The sequence below is a fragment of the Kitasatospora sp. NBC_01287 genome (genome assembly GCF_026340565.1).
In the GTDB taxonomy this organism is placed as follows: Bacteria; Actinomycetota; Actinomycetes; order Streptomycetales; family Streptomycetaceae; genus Kitasatospora.
Window position 1 is genome coordinate 7554615 of record NZ_JAPEPB010000001.1, and the last position, 16036, is coordinate 7570650.

The window sequence follows — 16036 nt, forward strand, 5'->3', positions numbered from 1 at the left end:
ACAGGAGGTACCGTGGCCAAGGGCTACTGGGTCAGCGTCTACCGCACCATTGCGGACCCCGAGAAGCTGGCCGCCTACGACAAGTTGGCCGGTCCAGCCGTCAGGGCCGCGGGCGGGCGGCTGCTCACCCGCGGCAGCCGGGTCGCCGTACACGACGCCGGAATCGCCGAGCGCACCATTCTGATCGAGTTCGACAGCTTCGAACAGGCGGTCGCCGCCCGCGCGAGTGCGGCCTACCAGGAGGCGCTGGCCACACTTGCCGACGGCGTCGAGCGCGACTTCCGCATCATCGAAGGCCTCGACTGACGACCGATGCCGCGTCGGCGACGAACACGAAGCCGACTGCGGGGATCACCCCGGCTCGTCAGCGCGCCGCACCGTCGCGAACGGCGTCAGGCCAGTGGCATCGCCGGTGATGTGCCAGACCGGCGAGGGGAAGGCGCGGCGGCCCCGGGCGCGGCGTGCGCTCGGGGCCGCCGGGGGCGGGTGCTTCAGGGGTGGGTGGGGAGGGTGCCCTGTTGGATGCCTGCGATGAAGGAGTGCCAGGCGGGGGTGGGGAAGATGAGGGCGGGGCCGTGGGGGTCCTTCGAATCGCGCACGGCGGTAGCCCGGTCAATGTGGACGGCAGCCTCCACGCAGTTGCTTTCGGCGTTGCTGAACGACGACTTCTGCCATGCGAGATCGGCGGCTGAGGCTACCTCGATGTACATGCGTTCCATTTCATCTGCCTCTGTTCCTCTGGCTTGCGGCTGTGTCAGAACTCGATGGGGAGGGTGCCCAGTTGTACGCCTGCGATGAAGGAGTGCCAGGCGGGGGTGGGGAAGATGAGGGCGGGGCCGGCAGGGTCCTTGCTGTCGCGGACGGGGACGGCCTTGTTGGTCAGGAATGCGATTTCTACGCAGTTTGATTGACCGTTACTGTGGCTGGACTTGAACCAGTTCACGTCCGTTGAATCAAAGCTTTCCATAGCTCCCTGCCACTTCGGAGATCAGATCTTTTGACGCCTGCTCGTTGAGTGCTGTCTCCCAGATGTTGCTGAACGCCTTGTCGTAGCGTTCAACTTCACGGGACTTGTCCAGGTAGAGGTCGCCCGTGTAACCGTCCGCATAGACGGTCGGAGGCTCGGTCTCGCTGCCGTCCGGGTTGCGGGGGAAGCGCAGGATGGTGAACGGGCCGGACATGACGCCGAGGTGCAGGCCCGCCGTGAACGGCACGACCCTGATCTGGATCAACCCGGAGGCCTCCACCAGATGGAGCAGCTGAGTGGCCATCACGGCCGGTGTGCCCACCGGGCGCCTGAGTACGGCTTCGCTCAGCGCCACGCGCAGCGTCGGCGCCTCGGTGGCGCGGGTGAGGATGACCTGACGGGCCGTCCGCAAGCGAGCGCGGCGCTCGATCTCGTCCTCGGCCTCATCGGGGTTGTCCGCACGGATGATCGTGCGGGCGTAGTCCTCGGTCTGCAGCAGCCCGGGGATCAACTCACTCTCGTACCAGTCGATCTGTGATGCCGCTTCCTCCAGGCCGATGTAGAGGTCGAATCCTTCGGGAATCACGTCGCCGTAGGAGTGCCACCAGCCGCGCGCCTTCGTCTCCTTCGCCAGGCCCATCAGTGCCTCGGTGAGATCCGCCGGCGCGCCGTAGACCTTGCACATGGCCTCGACGTCGAGGCTGCGGAGCGAGGTCTGACCGGTCTCGATTCGCCACATCTTCGCCTCCGACCACTCCAGTTGGCGTGCCGCTGCCCTCACTGTGAGCCGCGACCTGTTGCGTAGATCGCGAAGGTACCGCCCGAGCTGCCGTCGCGGCACGGTTGATCCTGTCGGGCCTTCCGCCATGGTCACCCCTTCCCTGCCTCAGTATGAAGCACTCTCGGCATCCGAAATGAAAGCACTGCCGTGTTCGCTTCGCAATGAGCTTCATTTGTTCGAATTACTTCATTCTGGGACATCGAAATGAAGTCTTGCAGATTGCGCTACGTCAGGAGCAGACTACGGGGAGTGGCAACTGCCACAGCGCACCGTGATCTTGACGGTTCGTCACCGGGCATTCCCATGTCCGATCCCGGCCGTCACCAGGGCGCCCTGCTGCGCCCGGCCCTTGCATCAGCCATGCCGCAACGGAGCTTCGCCATGCCTGAATCGATCGACAGTCCGCCGTCCCCCACCGACCAGGACCACTGCTGGCTCACCCGCAGTCCGCAGGCCCCCGCTCGTGCTCGACGCGTGCTGCGGGCCTTCCTTCGTACCGTCCGGGATGGTGAGCGGTTCGTCGGGACCGGGGAGTTGCTGCTGAGTGAGCTGGTGACCAACGCGCTCGTGCACGGGACCAGGCGGGGGCAGTTGATCCGGGTCGGGCTGGAGGTGGACGGGGAGTTGCTGTGGATCTCGGTGGAGGACGCCTCCGGTGTGCCGCCGCAGTTGCGGGTCACGGCCGAGGAGGAGTCGGGTCGTGGGCTGCAACTGGTCGACACGCTGGCCGAGAAGTGGGGTTGGGGCCCGCGTGACGGGATCGGTGTCGGCAAGCGCGTGTGGTGCTCGTGCGCCCCCGACCCGGCGGTGAGGTAGCCGTGGGACCCGGACGGGGGATCGGCCCTGTGACGGTGGAGTTGACCGGGGTGGCGCCGCCGGCGTGGTTCGCCGAGTTGGCGGACGCGCTCGCGGCGGCCTGGGGGGCGATGAAGCTGCTGCCGCTGGACAACGCCAACTACTGTGCGTTCGAGCTGATGCTCGCGCGGCCCGGGGCGGTGGCGTATATGACGGAGCGTCTGGAGTGCGACGGGGCGGTCGGTCTGACGTTCGTCCTGCCGGACGGGCCGCACAGGCTGTGGGTGCGGCCGGACTGTGCGGACTGCGGCAGTTCGGCGAGGGCTTTGGGGTCGGCGGAGTAGTCGGGTTCGGTCAACTGGTCGGCGACGTACATGACGTGGGCCGGCCGGCTGGTCGTGGCGGGCGGACGGTTGGTGCGGGTGGAGGGCAAGTGGGCCTGCTCGGCCAAAGAATGGCCGGAACCCGGCGGTCGGGACTTCACTCGGTGGATCGGAGCGGGCACATGGTGTAGCCATGTTTATGACATGTTCGCGATGAAAGGAGGTCATGATGCTCAAGAAGCTGTTTGCCTGGCTCGTCCCCCCAAGAGGCGAGCGCCTGGTCCGCTCCGATGAACTGCCCGAGTACTGGCGCCCGGTCCGCTAGCCCGGCATGGCACGGCACGGCGTCCACAGCACAGCGCACCACAGCACAGCGTCGGCGAGGCTCCGATCGTCCCCCGAGCGATCGGGGCCTCGTGCAGGTGTGCCAATCCGCCTGTGGGACCCTCTTCCTGCTTCCTGCCCGCTGGGACGAAGGTCGAGGGTCATCGGCGTGCCCGCACGAGTTCCGCACTACCCGACATGGGCCAGCGAGCCCGCCCGGTCGGCCCGTTCCACCCGATCCACCCGTTCCGCCCGTTCGGCAGCCCACGGGCGCCACCGGCGCGGCGGTGAGCCGCGCGGGCGCGGGCTCGGCGTCGGCGCGCTGCTGGCGAGCGGGGTGTGCGTGCTGCTCGCCGTGGCGGCGGCCGCGCTCGGACCGTCCGCCGTGGAGCCGGTCTTCGGGCGGCGCGGTGGTGACCTGCCGCCGTGGTTCGTCGACGGGCATCCCTCGGACCTGCTGGTCTGGGTGCTGGTCGCGGCCGTGCTGGGCCTGGGTACCGTGGCGGTGGCGGCCGGGCTGCTCGCGGTGCGGCGCGGTTGGGCTCCGCGCCCAGGGCGGCTGCTGGCCGCCGGGGCCCTCGCGGTGCTGGCGCTGCTCTGCGTGCCGCCGGCCGGGACCACCGATCCGCTCAACTACGCCGCCTACGGCCGGATCGAGGCGCTCGGCCACAACCCCTACCAGCTGACGCCGGCCGGCCTTGCGCAGACCGGCGACCCGGTCGGCAAGCTGTCGACCGCCGAGCCCTGGCTGCACACGCCCTCCGTCTACGGCCCATTGGCCACGGTCACCGAGTGGGCGGCCTCGGTGCTCGGTGGCGCCTCGATGCTGCGCACCGTCTGGCTGCTCTCGCTGCTCGGCGGCGCGGCCTTCCTCGCCACCGGAGCCCTGCTGCTGCGGTTGGCCGGCCCCGATCCGGCGCGCCGGGCGCGCTCCCAACTGCTCTGGACGCTCAACCCGGTGCTGCTCTGGAACCTGGTGGTCGGCCCGCACGTGGACACGCTCTGCGCGTTCTGCGTGGTGGTCGGCTTCTGGGCGCTGCGGCGTTCGGGGGTCGCGGCCGCGCTGGCGATCGCGGCCGGGTCCGCGATCAAGCTGACCACCGGGATCTTCGCCCTCCCGCTCGCCTGGCGGCTGCGGCACGACCGGCGCGGTCTGGCCCTGGCCGTCGCGGCCGGGGCGGTGCCGCTGGTGGCCGCTTACGCGTTCACCCCCCTCGCGGTCAGCAACGCCCGGGCGGTCAGCGACCAGGCCGCCGACGGCACGCCCTGGGCGATGCTGCAGCGCACCGTGCTGGCCCCCGTGGTCGGCGCCGCCCGGGTGGCGCAGGCCACGACGGTGCTGGAGGTGGTCGCGGTCCTGGTGCTGGCCGTGGCGCTGCTGGCCGCGCTGGACCCGCCCGAGGGCAGCGACCCGGCGCGGCTGGCGGCGGCCCCGGCGCTGGCCGTGGTGCTGGCCTACCTGCTGGGCTCGGCCTACGTGCGCCCCTGGTACGACGCGGTCGCCTGGGTGCTGGTGGCGATGGTGGTGCGCTCCTGGCTGGACTGGGTGCTGCTCGCGCACACCGCGCTGCTGACCCTGGTGTACGACCCGGGGCTGGCGCACGTGCTGCGCCCGAACTGGCTCTACGACCTGGTGCTGCAGATCGCCTACCGGCTGGTGCCGGACGCGCAACTGCTGCTGGTGGGGGTGGTGCTGGTGGTGTCCGGGCTGCGGATCCGGCGGCGCCGGCGCGGGCGGCGGCCGAGCTGGACCGGTGCGGGGGACGGGGCGGGCGGCCGGTTGGAGCGGCCGGCCAGCTGAGTTCGGCGAAGCGGGTGCTGGTGCTGGCGCCGGCGGCTGACAACTGGCGGCTGCCGCGCCCGGCCGGTTCGGGCCGGCCGGGCGCGGCGGGTCCTCAGACCGTCAGCTCCGGGGGCGCCGCCGCCAGTGCCTCCTGGATGGCGGCCACCAGCGCGCGGGCCGACTGCGCCGTCAGCTCCAGCGCGACCCGCGCCGAGGGTCCCTTGGCCGGGTCGCTGAGGTCGATGTTGACCGTGTGCTCGGCCATCGCGTGCACCGGGTGGTCGAAGTACACCGCCAGGTCGGTGACGTGCAGCCAGGCGCCGCCGGGCCCCTTGGCGCTGCCGTCGATCTGGTCCTGGACGGTCAGGTAGGTGCACATGCTCAGGCCTCCAGGTGCGAGCCGAAGAAGGCGGCGATGCGCTCCCAACCGTCATTGGCGGCCGCCACGTTGTAGGCCGGGCGGTCCACCGCGAAGAAGGCGTGGCCGGCGTCCGGGTAGGTGTGGAAGGTGAAGTCCTTGCCGTGCTCGGTGAGGATCTGCTCCAGCTCGGCCACCTGCTCCGGGCCGGGGAACTTGTCCTCGGCGCCGAACAGGCCGAGCAGCGGGGCGCGCAGCCGCGGCAACTGGTCGACCAGGTTGGTGACCTTCAGCGGGAAGTTCTCCGGCGGCGTGCCGGTGACGAAGGCGCCGTAGCAGTCCACCACGGCGTCGAGGTCCAGGTGGCAGGCCGCCAGCACGGCCTGGCGGCCGCCCGAGCAGTGGCCGATCACGCCGATCTTCCCGTTGGCGCCGGGCAGCGCGCGCAGGTGGGCGGCCGCGGCGGCGACGTCGCCGACCAGGCGCTCGTCCGGCACGCCGCCGCCGGCGCGCACCGTCGCGGCCGCGTCGTCCGGCGCGGCGCCCGGGGCCTCGCGGAAGTACAGGTTGGGGCAGATCGCGTCGAAGCCCAGCTCGGCGAAGCGGCGGACCATCTCCTTGGTGGCCCGGTCGTACCCGGGCATGTGGTGGATGATCACGACGCCGCCGCGGGGACTCGCCCCTTCCGGGCGGACGAGGTAGGCCTCGATCTCATCGCCGCCGTGGCCGGCGAACTTGACGGTGGAGGCGGTCAGGGAATCACTCATGCGTCAGCTATACCACGGCTGCGCGAAGGCGAATTGTCCCGTTCGGCACTGCGTCGGAGTGGGCTCAGCGCAGTGTCGGGACCGCGCCGCCCTCGGCCCAGGTGAGGGTGGTGCCGGGCAGGTGCCTGGTCCAGTGCTCGGTGCGGGCGGCGAGGCGGTCGCGGTCCGGCGGGGTGGGGCCCAGGCCGATGGCGTAGCGGACCAGGGCCGGGGCGAGGTCGTTCGGGGTGGAGTCGAGCGGGCCGGGGTCGGGTGGGACCGACTCGAACGGGCGGGGCCAGGCGTGGGCCTCCGGGGCGTCCGCCTCGGTGAGGAGGGTGAGCAGGGCGCGGAGCCGGCCACGGGTGCGGCCGAGGGTGGTGGCGAAGTCCTCCGCGGGGATCTGGCGGACCGTCAGCACCGCCCAGGCGGCGTGGCGGTGGTGCAGGGGTGGTGGCGCGAGCAGTTCGGGCCATGGGTCGGGCCGCGGGTCGGGCTGCGGGTCGGGCGCGTCCGTCAGCCGCTCCCAGGTGCGGTAGAGCTCCTGGGAGAGCAGGTCGGCGGTGCCGGGGCCGACCTGCGCGGTGCAGCTGCGGACCGGGTGACTGGGGGTCAGGACGGTCAGGGGAGCCGGGGGAGCCGGGGGAGCCGGCACGGTCCGGGGCGGGGCGCCGGGCTGCAGGCCGACCGGCTCGCGCCAGTCCCAGGCTGCCCAGTCGGCGAAGAACCGGCGGAGCAGGGCGCCCTCCGAGAGGTCGTCGGCTCCGCGGACCGTCCGCGCCGCCAGGACCGACCAGGCGAGCCCGGGCAGGCCGCCGAACGGGGCCGAGTCCAGGCCGCGCGCCTTGGCCCACGCCTTCACCTGCCGCGCGAGCCGGACGAATTCGGCGTGCCGGTCGCCGACGGCCGCGCGCACCGCGTCCGCGTCGCTGACGCCGCTCAGCGCGATCGCCGCCGCCTCGCCCAACTCGGCCCGCCGCCGCACCGCTTCGGCGGGGGCGAGCCCGCCGGTGGCGACCACGGCCAGGTCGACATCGAGCGCGCCATCGAGCACGCCGTCGAGTGCGCCACCGAGGGCGCCGACCCGCAGTCGCAGGCCGGGCACCCGGGCGCCGATCACCTGGCGCAGCCGGGTTGCCCCGGGCAGTGCGGCCGCCACCCGGGCACGGACTTCGGCCGGTGCCACCGCACCCGGCAGCGCGGCCACCAGGTCCAGATCGGCGCCGGGCAGCGCGCAGCCCGTCCGGCGGGAGCCGACGGTGTGCACGACGCCCTCGGGGAACGCGGCCGCGAGGAGCCCGGCGACCTGCTCGGCGAGGCTGGTGGAGTCGGTGGAGTCGGTGGAGTCGGTGGGGTCACCGACCTCGGATGCCGGCGCCGGCCCGGCGTCCTCGGTGGCCCAGCGCACCGCTCCGGTGCCCAGTTGCACCGTGGCCCGCACCCGCATCGGCTCGTCGCCCCGGCGGGAGAGCAGGACCAGTTCGCCGACCGGCGCCGAGGCACCCCGCAGGCGGGCGGCGCAGGCGGCGGCGACGGGCTGCGGATCCGCGACGCGCCCCAGGGACAGGTGCGGGGTGAACCCTTCGGCGCGGCCCTGGCAGCGCGGGAACCGGGCGGTCAGGGCCTGGTGCAGCGCGGCCCAGGGTGCCTCGCCGTGCGCGGCCGGGTCGAGCCAGACGGTGGCGTCCTCGCGGTGGCCGAAGGTGTGCACGCCCTCCAGACGGGCCGTGAAGGGCGCGATCCCGGCGGCCGCCATGGCCAGCAGCGGGGCCGCGCGCTCGAACGCGGACTCCGGCACGAAGCCGAAGAGCAGGTTGACGTGCGGGGGCCAGCGCCGTACCTGCGGGTCGTACCGCTGCCGCAACTCATCGATCACGGGCCGTAGTTCGGCGGGGGGAAGCCAGGCCACGGCGGTGCGGGCGGTCGGCGCGAGGTCGAGCACGTCGCGCGGCTCGTGCGGCTTGTGAGGCTCGTGCACCTTGTGCGGCTCGCGCTGCTCGCGCTGCTCGGCGCCCGGCTCGGACCCGCGCGGGCTCAGGTCGGCGGCCACGCCGTAGTGGTCCGACACGAAGAGCCCGTCCGCCGTCGGCTCGTCGCCGAGCAGCGCGGCCCCGGTGGCGCCGAGCGTGCCGGGCCGCAGCAGCACCCGGTCCAGCCGGCCGGCCCGCCCGGTCAGCGAGGAGACGGCGGCCAGCGGGTTGGCGAGGGGGTCGAAGGTGGGCGTCCGGTCGGCCGGGCCGTGCACGCTGGTCCAGGCGTCCCGCAACCCGAGGGCGGTGGCGGGGGTGTCGGTGCTGTCGTTGAAGTCGCCGACCAGCACGAGCTCACCCTCGATCCCCGCCAACCCGTGTGCCAGCCGGGCGAGTTCGGCCCGCCGCCGGTCCGCGCCGCGCTCCGAGTGGTCGCTGCTGAGGTGGGTGGCGGCGACCACGACCGGTCCACCCGCCCCGCGCACGGTGATCGCGGCGACGGCCTTGTGCGGCCCGAGCAGGTGGTAGCCCGCCTCCCGCACGGGCAGTCGGCTGAGCAGCAGCAGGCCGCTCTCCTCGACGTCCCGGCCGCCCGGATCGCCTCCCAGCGCGTACGCCGCCCGCACCCAAGGAGTGGCCAGCAGCAGCGCGAGCAGCGCGGGCTCCACCTCCTGCAGCGCGATGACGTCGGCGTCCGCCGCCGCCAGGGCCGCCAGCAGCAGCGGGCGGCGCCGCGCGGTGCTCAGCCGCTCGCTGTCGTAGCGGTCCCAGAGGGTGTTCCAGGTGAGCACCCGCAGGGCGGGGCCGGGCCTGGTGCCTGAGAGGCCGTCGGCCGCCGCCGGGCCGCCGCCGGGGCGCCACCCCTCACCGGGCCGCCAGCCGTGCGGGGTCCGCGCGGTGAAGAACGGCGCCCGCAGCCGGCGCGGCTCGCGCACCCGCCCGGCCGTCGAGGAGTCGATCCGGTCCACGCCGGTGGCCCGGTCCCAGAGCACCTCGTCGTCCGCCTCGATGAAGAGCACCCGGTGCCAGGGCACCTCGCCGCCCGGCACGAAGGCGGGCAGCGGGATCCGCTTCGGCGCGGCCTCGCGCCTGGCCACCCCGAGCACGAACCTGGCCGGGTCGAACTGCGGGTCCCAGCGGACCCGGTGGTAGATCTCCTCGCTGGTGCGCATCAGTCGTCGTCCTCCCCGACCAGGGTGCCATCGGTGCTGCCCGGACCGCTGCCGGGACCGCTGCCGGGATCGCTGCCGGACCTGCCAAGGCCGCCGTCGGAGTCCTCGACCGTGCCGCTCGCGCCCAGGTACCAGGTGCGGTGCGCCTGGCCTGGGTAGGGCGGGCCGAACCGGTGCAGCTGGGCGCCCAGCACCGCGGCCGGCACCGGGTGCGCCCGGCGCGCGTTGCGCGCGGTCAGCTCCGCCTCGTCGACCAGCGCCACCGCGTGGGTGAGCAGGGCGTCGCGGCGCTGGGCGACCGTGTGCACCAGCGAGCGCTGCTGCTGGCTGAGCGAGGTGGCGTCCCAGACCACGGTGCCGCCCGCGGCCAGCGCGGTGTCCAGCCGGTCCAGCCCCTCGCGCAGCACGTCCTGGTTGGCGCGCTGGTCGGCCCTCTCGCCGCGAGCCTCGCGCAGGTCGTCCAGCGAGATCCGGGCGTCGATGTCCGGCAGCGCGGCCGCGAAGGTGCTCTTGCCGCTGCCGGACGGGCCGACCAGCTGGATCAGCCGCGGGAACTCGGCGGAGCGCCAGCGCCAGGTCGCCGCCACCGCCTCCTCCACCGTGCCGAGCCGCCCGCGCGCCCAGGCCGTGCGGGCCTGCGCCCAGCAGCGGTCGGCCGCCGCGGCGTCGAGCCCGGCGAGCTCGGCGCGCAGGCCCGCCCTCAGCCGGGCGAACGGCGCCGGGCCCCAGAGCCCGGCCTCCTGGGCGTGCAGCGCGGACCAGTCGACCTGCTCGCGGGCCTCGCCGGCCGCCCCGTCGGTGCGGCCGGCGAGCACCGCGCGGGCCACGGAGTGCAGCACCCCGAGATCGGCGGCCAGGGCGAGGGAGCCCAGCCCGGCGCGCCGGTCCTCGTCCGGGTACGGGCGGTGCAGGGCCGGGTGCAGGCCGACCAGGTCGGCGATCCGGCGCGCCAGCGGCAGGCCGAGCGGCCCGGCCAGCCGGGGTGCAAGCCAGGCCCGGCGGGTGCCGTGCAGCGCGGTGGCGAGGACGCCGGCCAGCCGGGCGTCACCGGTGCGGCCGAGCAGGTCGAGGGCTTCGGCGGCTTCCGTGACGCGGGTGGCTGCTGCCTCGGCGGCTTCCGTGACCCCGGCGGCCGGCTGCTCGTGTTCCGGGCCCGGCGGCAGCCCCAGCGCGGCCAGCAGCCGGGGCAGGTCGGGCGCGGCGCCGGAGCGCACCGCCCACAGCTCGGCGGCCGGCCCGAGGCCGTTGGGCACGACGGCGGCGTGCATCCAGTGGGTGTCGGTCCGCACGTGGTGCGGGCGCACCCACTTGGCCACCCGCTGCCCGAACTCCGCGCGGGCGAAGCCCTCGACGGCGCGGACGACGAACCCCTCCTCGCGCGCCGGGTCCACCCGCAGCGCACGCAGCGCCCGTTCGTCGAAGACCCCGCGCCAGAGCACCCGGGGCGTCGGCACGCCGCCGCGGTGCAGGAAGCGGACGGTCGCGTCCCAGTCCAGGCAGCGGTCCCGCTCGTCCCAGACCGAGAAGCCGTAGAAGTACCCCGCCAGCTCCTGGTAGGCGAGCGAGTGCCGGGCGAAGAGGTTCTCGCCGCAGACCCGCCAGTCCGGCGGGATCGCCGGCCCGAGCCGCCCCTGCAGGCCCTTCACCCAGGCCCGGGACGGATGGTGCGCGGAGTCCGGCGAGCGGGCGTGCAGGCCGTCGCGGTAGAGCGTGGTGTTCTCGCCGTCGAGCTTCTCGGTGACCACCACCTCGCGGCCGCGCAGGCCGGACAGCTCACTGCTCCGCAGGTCGTCCGCCGTCGCGCCGGGCGACCAGGGCAGATGCGGCGTGCGGGGATAGTGCACGCGCATGATGGATCCGCTCCCGGCAGTCAGTGGTCGATCCGCTCACTGTAGGTAGGCGCCGGGGCGGGGAGCCATCGAATTAACGGGCGGGCCGGACCAGTTCCGGTTCCCGGGCTCGGCGGAGGGCGCGGCGCGCCGGGAGAGCGGCCTTCAGGAGCCGCACGGCCGGTCAGTCCGCCGAGAACCAGCAGACGTCCCCGGAATCGGGCGACTTCCCCAACGCTTCCAGCTCCGCCCGGATCCGGGTCAGCGAACCGGCGGCATCCGACTCCCACGGCAGGAACGGGTGGTCCGGATCCGCGCTCAGATCCCCCGCCCGGGCACCCTCGCTCAGCAGATCGCGGATCAGCCGCAGGCACAACTCCCGCTCCGCCGGGCGCGAGTACTCGTCACCGAGCAGTTTCGCCGCGGAGCCCGTGATCACCGAGAACCCGAGCCAGTCGTCGCGAACGTAGTCGTTCAGGTAGGAGAGCTCGTCGAGGTACTCCTCGGTGGTGAAGGTCATGTCGGCCTCGCGGGGTTGCGGTATGTGCGGGCGCCAACTTGGAGCCGAGCGCCGGCCGCGGCTCGGTCCGGCCCGAGCGCCGGCTTCCCCGCGACCGTGGGGAAGTCGGCCGCGGGGAAGTGGCGCCACTGCGGCGGCCGGCGCCCGGGATGAGTCAGGCGTTGACCTCGGCTGCGGGGGCGTCGGCGGGGACGTCGCCGCCCGCCACCACGTCGCTCTGCGGCCTGGCGTGCCGGGGGAGCAGGAAGACCGCGAGGAACACCGCTGCCATCATGACGAGTTCGGTGCCCAGGGTGACCTGCTCGGCGTGCCGGAAGTCACCGGACTTCACCTGCTGGAAGAAGACCGTGCCGAGGATCGCGGCGCCCAGGGCGGCGCCGAACTGCTGCACCGCGGTCAGGGTGCCGGAGGCGGAGCCGGTCTCGTGCGGCTCCACCGAGGCGAGCACGGTGTTGAAGAACGGGGCCATCACCAGGCCCATGCCGAGCCCGGTGACCGCCAGGGCCGGGACCAGCTGCCAGGGGGTGACGGCCGCGCCGGCCAGCTGCAGGGTGAGCATGATGCCGCCCACGCCGAGCGCCATCATCAGCAGGCCGGCGTGCATGACCCTGCGGCCGAAGCGCTCCAGGGCCTGCGAGGCGATGAAGGCCACCACCATGCCCACCGAGGACGGGATGCCGGTCAGGCCCGCCTTGAGGGGCGAGTAGTGCAGGCCGATCTGGGTGTAGAGGCTGAAGGTCAGCCAGAAGCCGGTCATCGCGGAGAAGAACAGCAGGCCGAGCACCATGCCGCCGCTGAAGCCGCGCTTGGCGAACAGGCTGGGCTCCACCAGCGGGTCGCCGCCGCCGCGGCTGCGCCGGGCCTCGTACCAGCCGAAGGCGGCGAAGACGGCGATCGAGAGGGCGATCAGGGCGAACGCCCAGGCGGGCCAGCCGTGTTCGCGGCCCTGCACCAGCGGGAAGACCATCAGGGCCGAGCCCGCCGCGGCCAGCAGCGCCCCGACCAGGTCGAGGCGGATGGTGCGCCCGCTCTTCCACTCCGGCAGGAAGACCAGGCCGCCGATGATCGCGAAGAGGCCGAGCGGGATGTTGATCAGGAAGATCATCCGCCAGCCGGTGCCGAACAGGTTCGCGGTGACCAGCCAACCGGCCAGGATCGGGCCGCCGACCGTGGACAGGCCCATGACCGGCCCGAACATGCCGAACGCGGCGGCCTGCTCCTTCTCGGAGAAGATCTCCTTGAGCATGCCGAGGCCCTGCGGCAGCATGACCGCGCCCAGCAGGCCCTGGCAGACGCGGGCGGCGATCAGCTGGTCGGGCCCCTGGGCGAGGCTGCAGCCGATCGAGCCGAGGGTGAAGCCGACGGCGCCGATCAGGAACATCCGGCGCCGGCCGACGATGTCGCCGAGCCGGCCGCCGGTGAGCAGGCCGATCGCCATGGCGAGGGTGTAGGCGGCACCCAGCCACTGGATGGTGGTCTCGCCGCCGCCGATGTCGGCGCGGATGGAGGGGGCGGCGATGTTGGTGACCAGCGAATCGAGGAGGTCCATGACCTCGGCGGCGAGGATCACGAACAGCGCCGCCCATCGCCATCGGTAGGGCGCGGGTGTGTCGGTCATGGAGTCTCCAGACGGTGCGAAGAGCGGACGAACAACGTTCTACGGACTCGATCGCTGTTCTGTCAAACAGCATTCGTGGTTCCGAACATTGTTCGTCCTCGGTTACGATGATCGTCGACGTCCGGAGAGCCGGGCGTCGGCGATCGGACGTTGAAGACGTGAAGACGTGAAGACGTGAATGACGATTCGGACGTGAAGGCGATGGGACGCGAAAGGAGCCGCCCGTGACCTCGGAGATGCCCGCGATCCCGTGGCACAAGGCGCGCAAGGCCGACACCCGCCAGCCGCTCACGCCCGAGGCCATCGTCGAGGCCGGCATCGCGGTGCTCGACCGCGAGGGCCTGGAAGGCCTGACGATGCGCCGTGTCGCCCAGGAGCTCGGCACCGGCCCCGCCTCGCTCTACGCGCACGTGTCCAACAAGGACGAGCTGCTGGAGCTGATGCTGGAACGGATCTCCGGCGAGATCCGGCTCCCCGCCCGCCCGGAGCCCGAGCGGTGGAAGGAGCAGATCAAGGAGATCTGCCGGGAGGCGCAGCGGGTCTACACCGCGCACCGGGACATCGCCGTGGTCTCGCTCGGCGGCATCCATCTGGGCCCCAACAAGCTGCGGATCTCGGAGTTCATGCTCGCCCTGATGCTCTCCGTCGACATCCCGCGACAGGTGGCCGCGTGGGCGCTGGACGGTCTGGGCCAGCTGGTCGACACCGACGCCTACGAAGCCTCGGTGTACACCGCGAAGTTCGCGTCGGGCGTGGGCATCGAGGGGTACTTCGAGGGGGTCAGGGACTACTTCGCCCAGCTCCCCGAGGAGCGGTTCCCGCTCTTCAAGGAGATGGCGCAGACGCTGGTCACCGGCGACGGCGACGACCGCTTCGAGTTCAAGCTCGACGTCTTCCTGCGGGGGCTGGAGACGTACATCGAGCGGTGAGGGGTGAGCGGTGAGGGGTGAGCGGTGCGGGGCGAGCGAGGACCAACGCGATCGCCGTCGGTGCGGCGGCCGGTCGTACCTGCCGGTGGCTATCCCGGTCTCGGGCGGCAACCGGTTCATCATCGTCTCCGAGGACGGCACCAGTGCCGAACCACCGGCCGTCGGCCTGCGCTGAGGCAGGTGATCCGCATTCACCCGAGCGCGGCGATGGCTGCGGTGATCAGAGCGCGAGCGCCTGCGCCGTGGACGGCCAATCCGGCCAGTTTCGCGAATGTGCGTGAGTACAGCTCGATCTCGCGAGGTTGCGTCACTGTCACCTCCGCGGTGACAAGCTCCACCAGGACTCGCTCGCTGTCGAAGATCCAGAATCCCTCAACCGGCCACATTGTGCGACGTGTTGACTGAGAGATGATCCCAAGGCTGACGCTCGGCAGGGAGGCTGCTTGCAGCAGGTGTCCGAGCTGGCCGGCCATCACCTCGGGATCTGCGACCTGTGCCCTGAGAGCGGACTCCTCAAGAAGGACGGCGAATGTGTGCGTGCCTTGGCGAAGCACCCGCTGGCGCTCGATGCGGGCGGCGACCGCCGCCTCGGTGTCGTCGGGGATCCGCTGGAACGCGACGATCGCTCCCATGAGCGAGATGGCATAGGCCGGTGTCTGAAGTAGTCCCGGGATGACTCCTGGCTCGTAGATCCGGAAATGCCGAGTTCGTTCGTACAGTGGTACGACAGCCTGCTGCACGTGGCGCAGGCCGGTGCGTGTCCGCCTGCGCCACTCGACGTACATCCCTTCAACGCCACGGGCTGTCGCAATCAGATCTCCGGCCTGGTCGGGCACTCCGCAGTGAAGCGTCCATGCCCTGATGTCGGCCTCGGAGGGCAGCGTCTTTCCGTTTCGGATTCGCGAGCACTTGGACTCGTGCCAACCAGCGCGGGCAGCAAGTGTCCGCGCTGAGAGGCCGGCATCCCGTCGGATGCCGTCGAGTCGCTGACCGAGGGCAAGGCGTGCTTCCTCGACGCTTGACGACGGTGAGTGGGGAGACATCTGTCTTACTCGGCAGGTCGGTAGTCCTCGTGGGGGACGGCGCGCTCCCAGACGGACAAGAACGCTGCCGCGCAGTGTTTCACGACGACGGGATCGGTGATGGTCTGGGTGTCGACCCACTCCCCGTTGCCGGTGAAGTGGTTGGCCAGCAGGATCGTGGCGTCGAACAGCCAGAAGTCGTTTCCGGGCAGCGCGAGGTCGGTAGCCTGACGGCGCGGTAGCCAGCGCACCTGCTCGCCGGCGGCGGCATTGTGGTCGCTGGTGCTGTCGTACTCGAAGCGTGTGTAGGCGCTCAGGGGCTCGGAGACGATCCGAGCCCGCCGGACCTCGACGCCGCGAGCCACCGCGTCGCGAACGAGTCGGCGCCACCACCGGCTTTCCTCGTCGTCCAGAACGAGCCGCCCGTCCTGCTGCCAGGCGATGAACGACGGATCATCCAGCATGTATCCGTCGCGCATCTCCAGGTGCACCGCGGACTGCTCGGCTGCACGGAACAGCTGCTCAAACGTCTTCTCCGAGGCCATCGTTCACCTCCGGAAAGAACCGCATCATGCGCTTGGGAAACTCGACCACCGTCTCGTGGGCAGGCAGATCCAGCTGTGACAGGCGCTGTTCGTCCAATACCTTCCAGCCCTGGATCACGTAGTTGTCCGACTGGTCGTCGTAGTACAGGGTCGGCGAGCCGTTGTTCTTGCTCTCGGGGTCCTTGCCGAGCTCGTGCAGCGCCATGATGAGTCCTCCTCGGTGCGATGGACGATCGCTGTGAGGAAGCCTGCACCATCACGTTGCCGGTGCGCTTCCGACTTGCGCGAACTTGCGTGCTCGGCGGGCCGGCGGGCCCGGCGGGCCCGGCGGTCCGCACCGCCGGGCCCGCCGAG

Annotated in this window: 17 protein-coding genes and 1 pseudogene; 5 read left to right on the forward strand and 13 right to left on the reverse strand. The window is 72.3% G+C overall.

Annotated elements, in window-relative coordinates; translation table 11 throughout:
* The first annotated feature begins 12 nt into the window (after nt 1-12).
* A complete protein-coding gene (locus tag OG455_RS32925) occupies nt 13-306 on the forward strand; it encodes a DUF1330 domain-containing protein (protein ID WP_266299938.1) in 294 nt (97 codons plus the stop codon).
* 185 nt (nt 307-491) lie between these two features.
* Here the strand turns inward: OG455_RS32925 and OG455_RS32930 are convergent, their stop codons facing one another.
* From OG455_RS32930 to OG455_RS32940, 3 genes are read right to left on the reverse strand one after another with little or no spacing between them, the layout of a single operon-like run.
* Nucleotides 492-710, reverse strand: coding sequence for a DUF397 domain-containing protein (locus tag OG455_RS32930; RefSeq protein ID WP_266299939.1), 219 nt, complete (start codon nt 708-710; stop codon nt 492-494).
* A gap of 44 nt (nt 711-754) precedes the next feature.
* Nucleotides 755-967 (reverse strand): DUF397 domain-containing protein, encoded by a 213-nt coding sequence (locus OG455_RS32935; protein WP_266299940.1) that lies wholly within the window; start codon nt 965-967, stop codon nt 755-757.
* Nucleotides 954-1835, reverse strand: coding sequence for a helix-turn-helix transcriptional regulator (locus OG455_RS32940; RefSeq protein ID WP_266299941.1), 882 nt, complete (start codon nt 1833-1835; stop codon nt 954-956). The genes OG455_RS32935 and OG455_RS32940 overlap by 14 nt, the downstream gene beginning before the upstream one ends.
* Before the next feature lie 294 nt (nt 1836-2129).
* On the opposite strand from OG455_RS32940, the gene OG455_RS32945 reads away from it, so the two are divergent.
* The 3 genes from OG455_RS32945 to OG455_RS32955 all read left to right on the forward strand — a co-directional run bounded on the left by OG455_RS32945 (nt 2130) and on the right by OG455_RS32955 (nt 4991).
* On the forward strand, nt 2130-2564 hold the full coding sequence (locus OG455_RS32945; RefSeq protein ID WP_266299942.1) for an ATP-binding protein: 435 nt from the start codon (nt 2130-2132) through the stop codon (nt 2562-2564).
* Between the two features lie 29 nt (nt 2565-2593).
* Nucleotides 2594-2887 carry a hypothetical protein gene (locus OG455_RS32950; RefSeq protein WP_266299943.1) on the forward strand — a complete coding sequence of 98 codons (294 nt, stop codon included), beginning with the start codon at nt 2594-2596 and terminating at the stop codon, nt 2885-2887.
* 472 nt (nt 2888-3359) lie between these two features.
* Nucleotides 3360-4991, forward strand: a complete 1632-nt coding sequence (locus tag OG455_RS32955; RefSeq protein WP_266299944.1) for a glycosyltransferase 87 family protein — start codon at nt 3360-3362, stop codon at nt 4989-4991.
* A 94-nt stretch (nt 4992-5085) separates the two neighbouring features.
* Here the strand turns inward: OG455_RS32955 and OG455_RS32960 are convergent, their stop codons facing one another.
* The 6 genes from OG455_RS32960 to OG455_RS32985 all read right to left on the reverse strand — a co-directional run bounded on the left by OG455_RS32960 (nt 5086) and on the right by OG455_RS32985 (nt 13186).
* A complete protein-coding gene (locus tag OG455_RS32960) occupies nt 5086-5352 on the reverse strand; it encodes a DUF6295 family protein (RefSeq protein WP_266299945.1) in 267 nt (88 codons plus the stop codon).
* Nucleotides 5353-5354: 2 nt separating this feature from the next.
* Nucleotides 5355-6098, reverse strand: a complete 744-nt coding sequence (locus tag OG455_RS32965) for a dienelactone hydrolase family protein (RefSeq protein ID WP_266299946.1) — start codon at nt 6096-6098, stop codon at nt 5355-5357.
* Nucleotides 6099-6162: 64 nt separating this feature from the next.
* Nucleotides 6163-9219, reverse strand: a complete 3057-nt coding sequence (locus OG455_RS32970) for a poly(A) polymerase (protein WP_266299947.1) — start codon at nt 9217-9219, stop codon at nt 6163-6165.
* The gene (locus tag OG455_RS32975; RefSeq protein ID WP_266299948.1) at nt 9219-11069 is read right to left on the reverse strand and encodes an RNA ligase family protein; all 1851 of its coding nucleotides are present in this window, start codon (nt 11067-11069) and stop codon (nt 9219-9221) included. The genes OG455_RS32970 and OG455_RS32975 overlap by 1 nt, the downstream gene beginning before the upstream one ends.
* Before the next feature lie 163 nt (nt 11070-11232).
* Nucleotides 11233-11568: a hypothetical protein gene (locus OG455_RS32980; RefSeq protein ID WP_266299949.1), complete on the reverse strand. Its 336-nt coding sequence runs from the start codon at nt 11566-11568 to the stop codon at nt 11233-11235.
* Nucleotides 11569-11722: 154 nt separating this feature from the next.
* Nucleotides 11723-13186 (reverse strand): MFS transporter, encoded by a 1464-nt coding sequence (locus OG455_RS32985; RefSeq protein WP_266299950.1) that lies wholly within the window; start codon nt 13184-13186, stop codon nt 11723-11725.
* 224 nt (nt 13187-13410) lie between these two features.
* Between OG455_RS32985 and OG455_RS32990 the strand changes: the two genes are divergently transcribed.
* Nucleotides 13411-14115: a TetR/AcrR family transcriptional regulator gene (locus OG455_RS32990; RefSeq protein WP_266299951.1), complete on the forward strand. Its 705-nt coding sequence runs from the start codon at nt 13411-13413 to the stop codon at nt 14113-14115.
* Between the two features lie 191 nt (nt 14116-14306).
* Here the strand turns inward: OG455_RS32990 and OG455_RS32995 are convergent, their stop codons facing one another.
* The 4 genes and pseudogenes from OG455_RS32995 to OG455_RS33005 form a co-directional block, all read right to left on the reverse strand.
* On the reverse strand, nt 14307-14951 hold the full coding sequence (locus OG455_RS32995; RefSeq protein ID WP_323185656.1) for a DUF5753 domain-containing protein: 645 nt from the start codon (nt 14949-14951) through the stop codon (nt 14307-14309).
* A 3-nt stretch (nt 14952-14954) separates the two neighbouring features.
* Nucleotides 14955-15158: pseudogene (locus OG455_RS42145) on the reverse strand (helix-turn-helix domain-containing protein); the annotation flags it as partial.
* A 5-nt stretch (nt 15159-15163) separates the two neighbouring features.
* Nucleotides 15164-15682, reverse strand: coding sequence for a DUF6879 family protein (locus OG455_RS33000; protein WP_266299953.1), 519 nt, complete (start codon nt 15680-15682; stop codon nt 15164-15166).
* Nucleotides 15660-15887, reverse strand: coding sequence for a hypothetical protein (locus tag OG455_RS33005; RefSeq protein WP_266299954.1), 228 nt, complete (start codon nt 15885-15887; stop codon nt 15660-15662). The genes OG455_RS33000 and OG455_RS33005 overlap by 23 nt, the downstream gene beginning before the upstream one ends.
* Between the last annotated feature and the right edge of the window lie 149 nt (nt 15888-16036).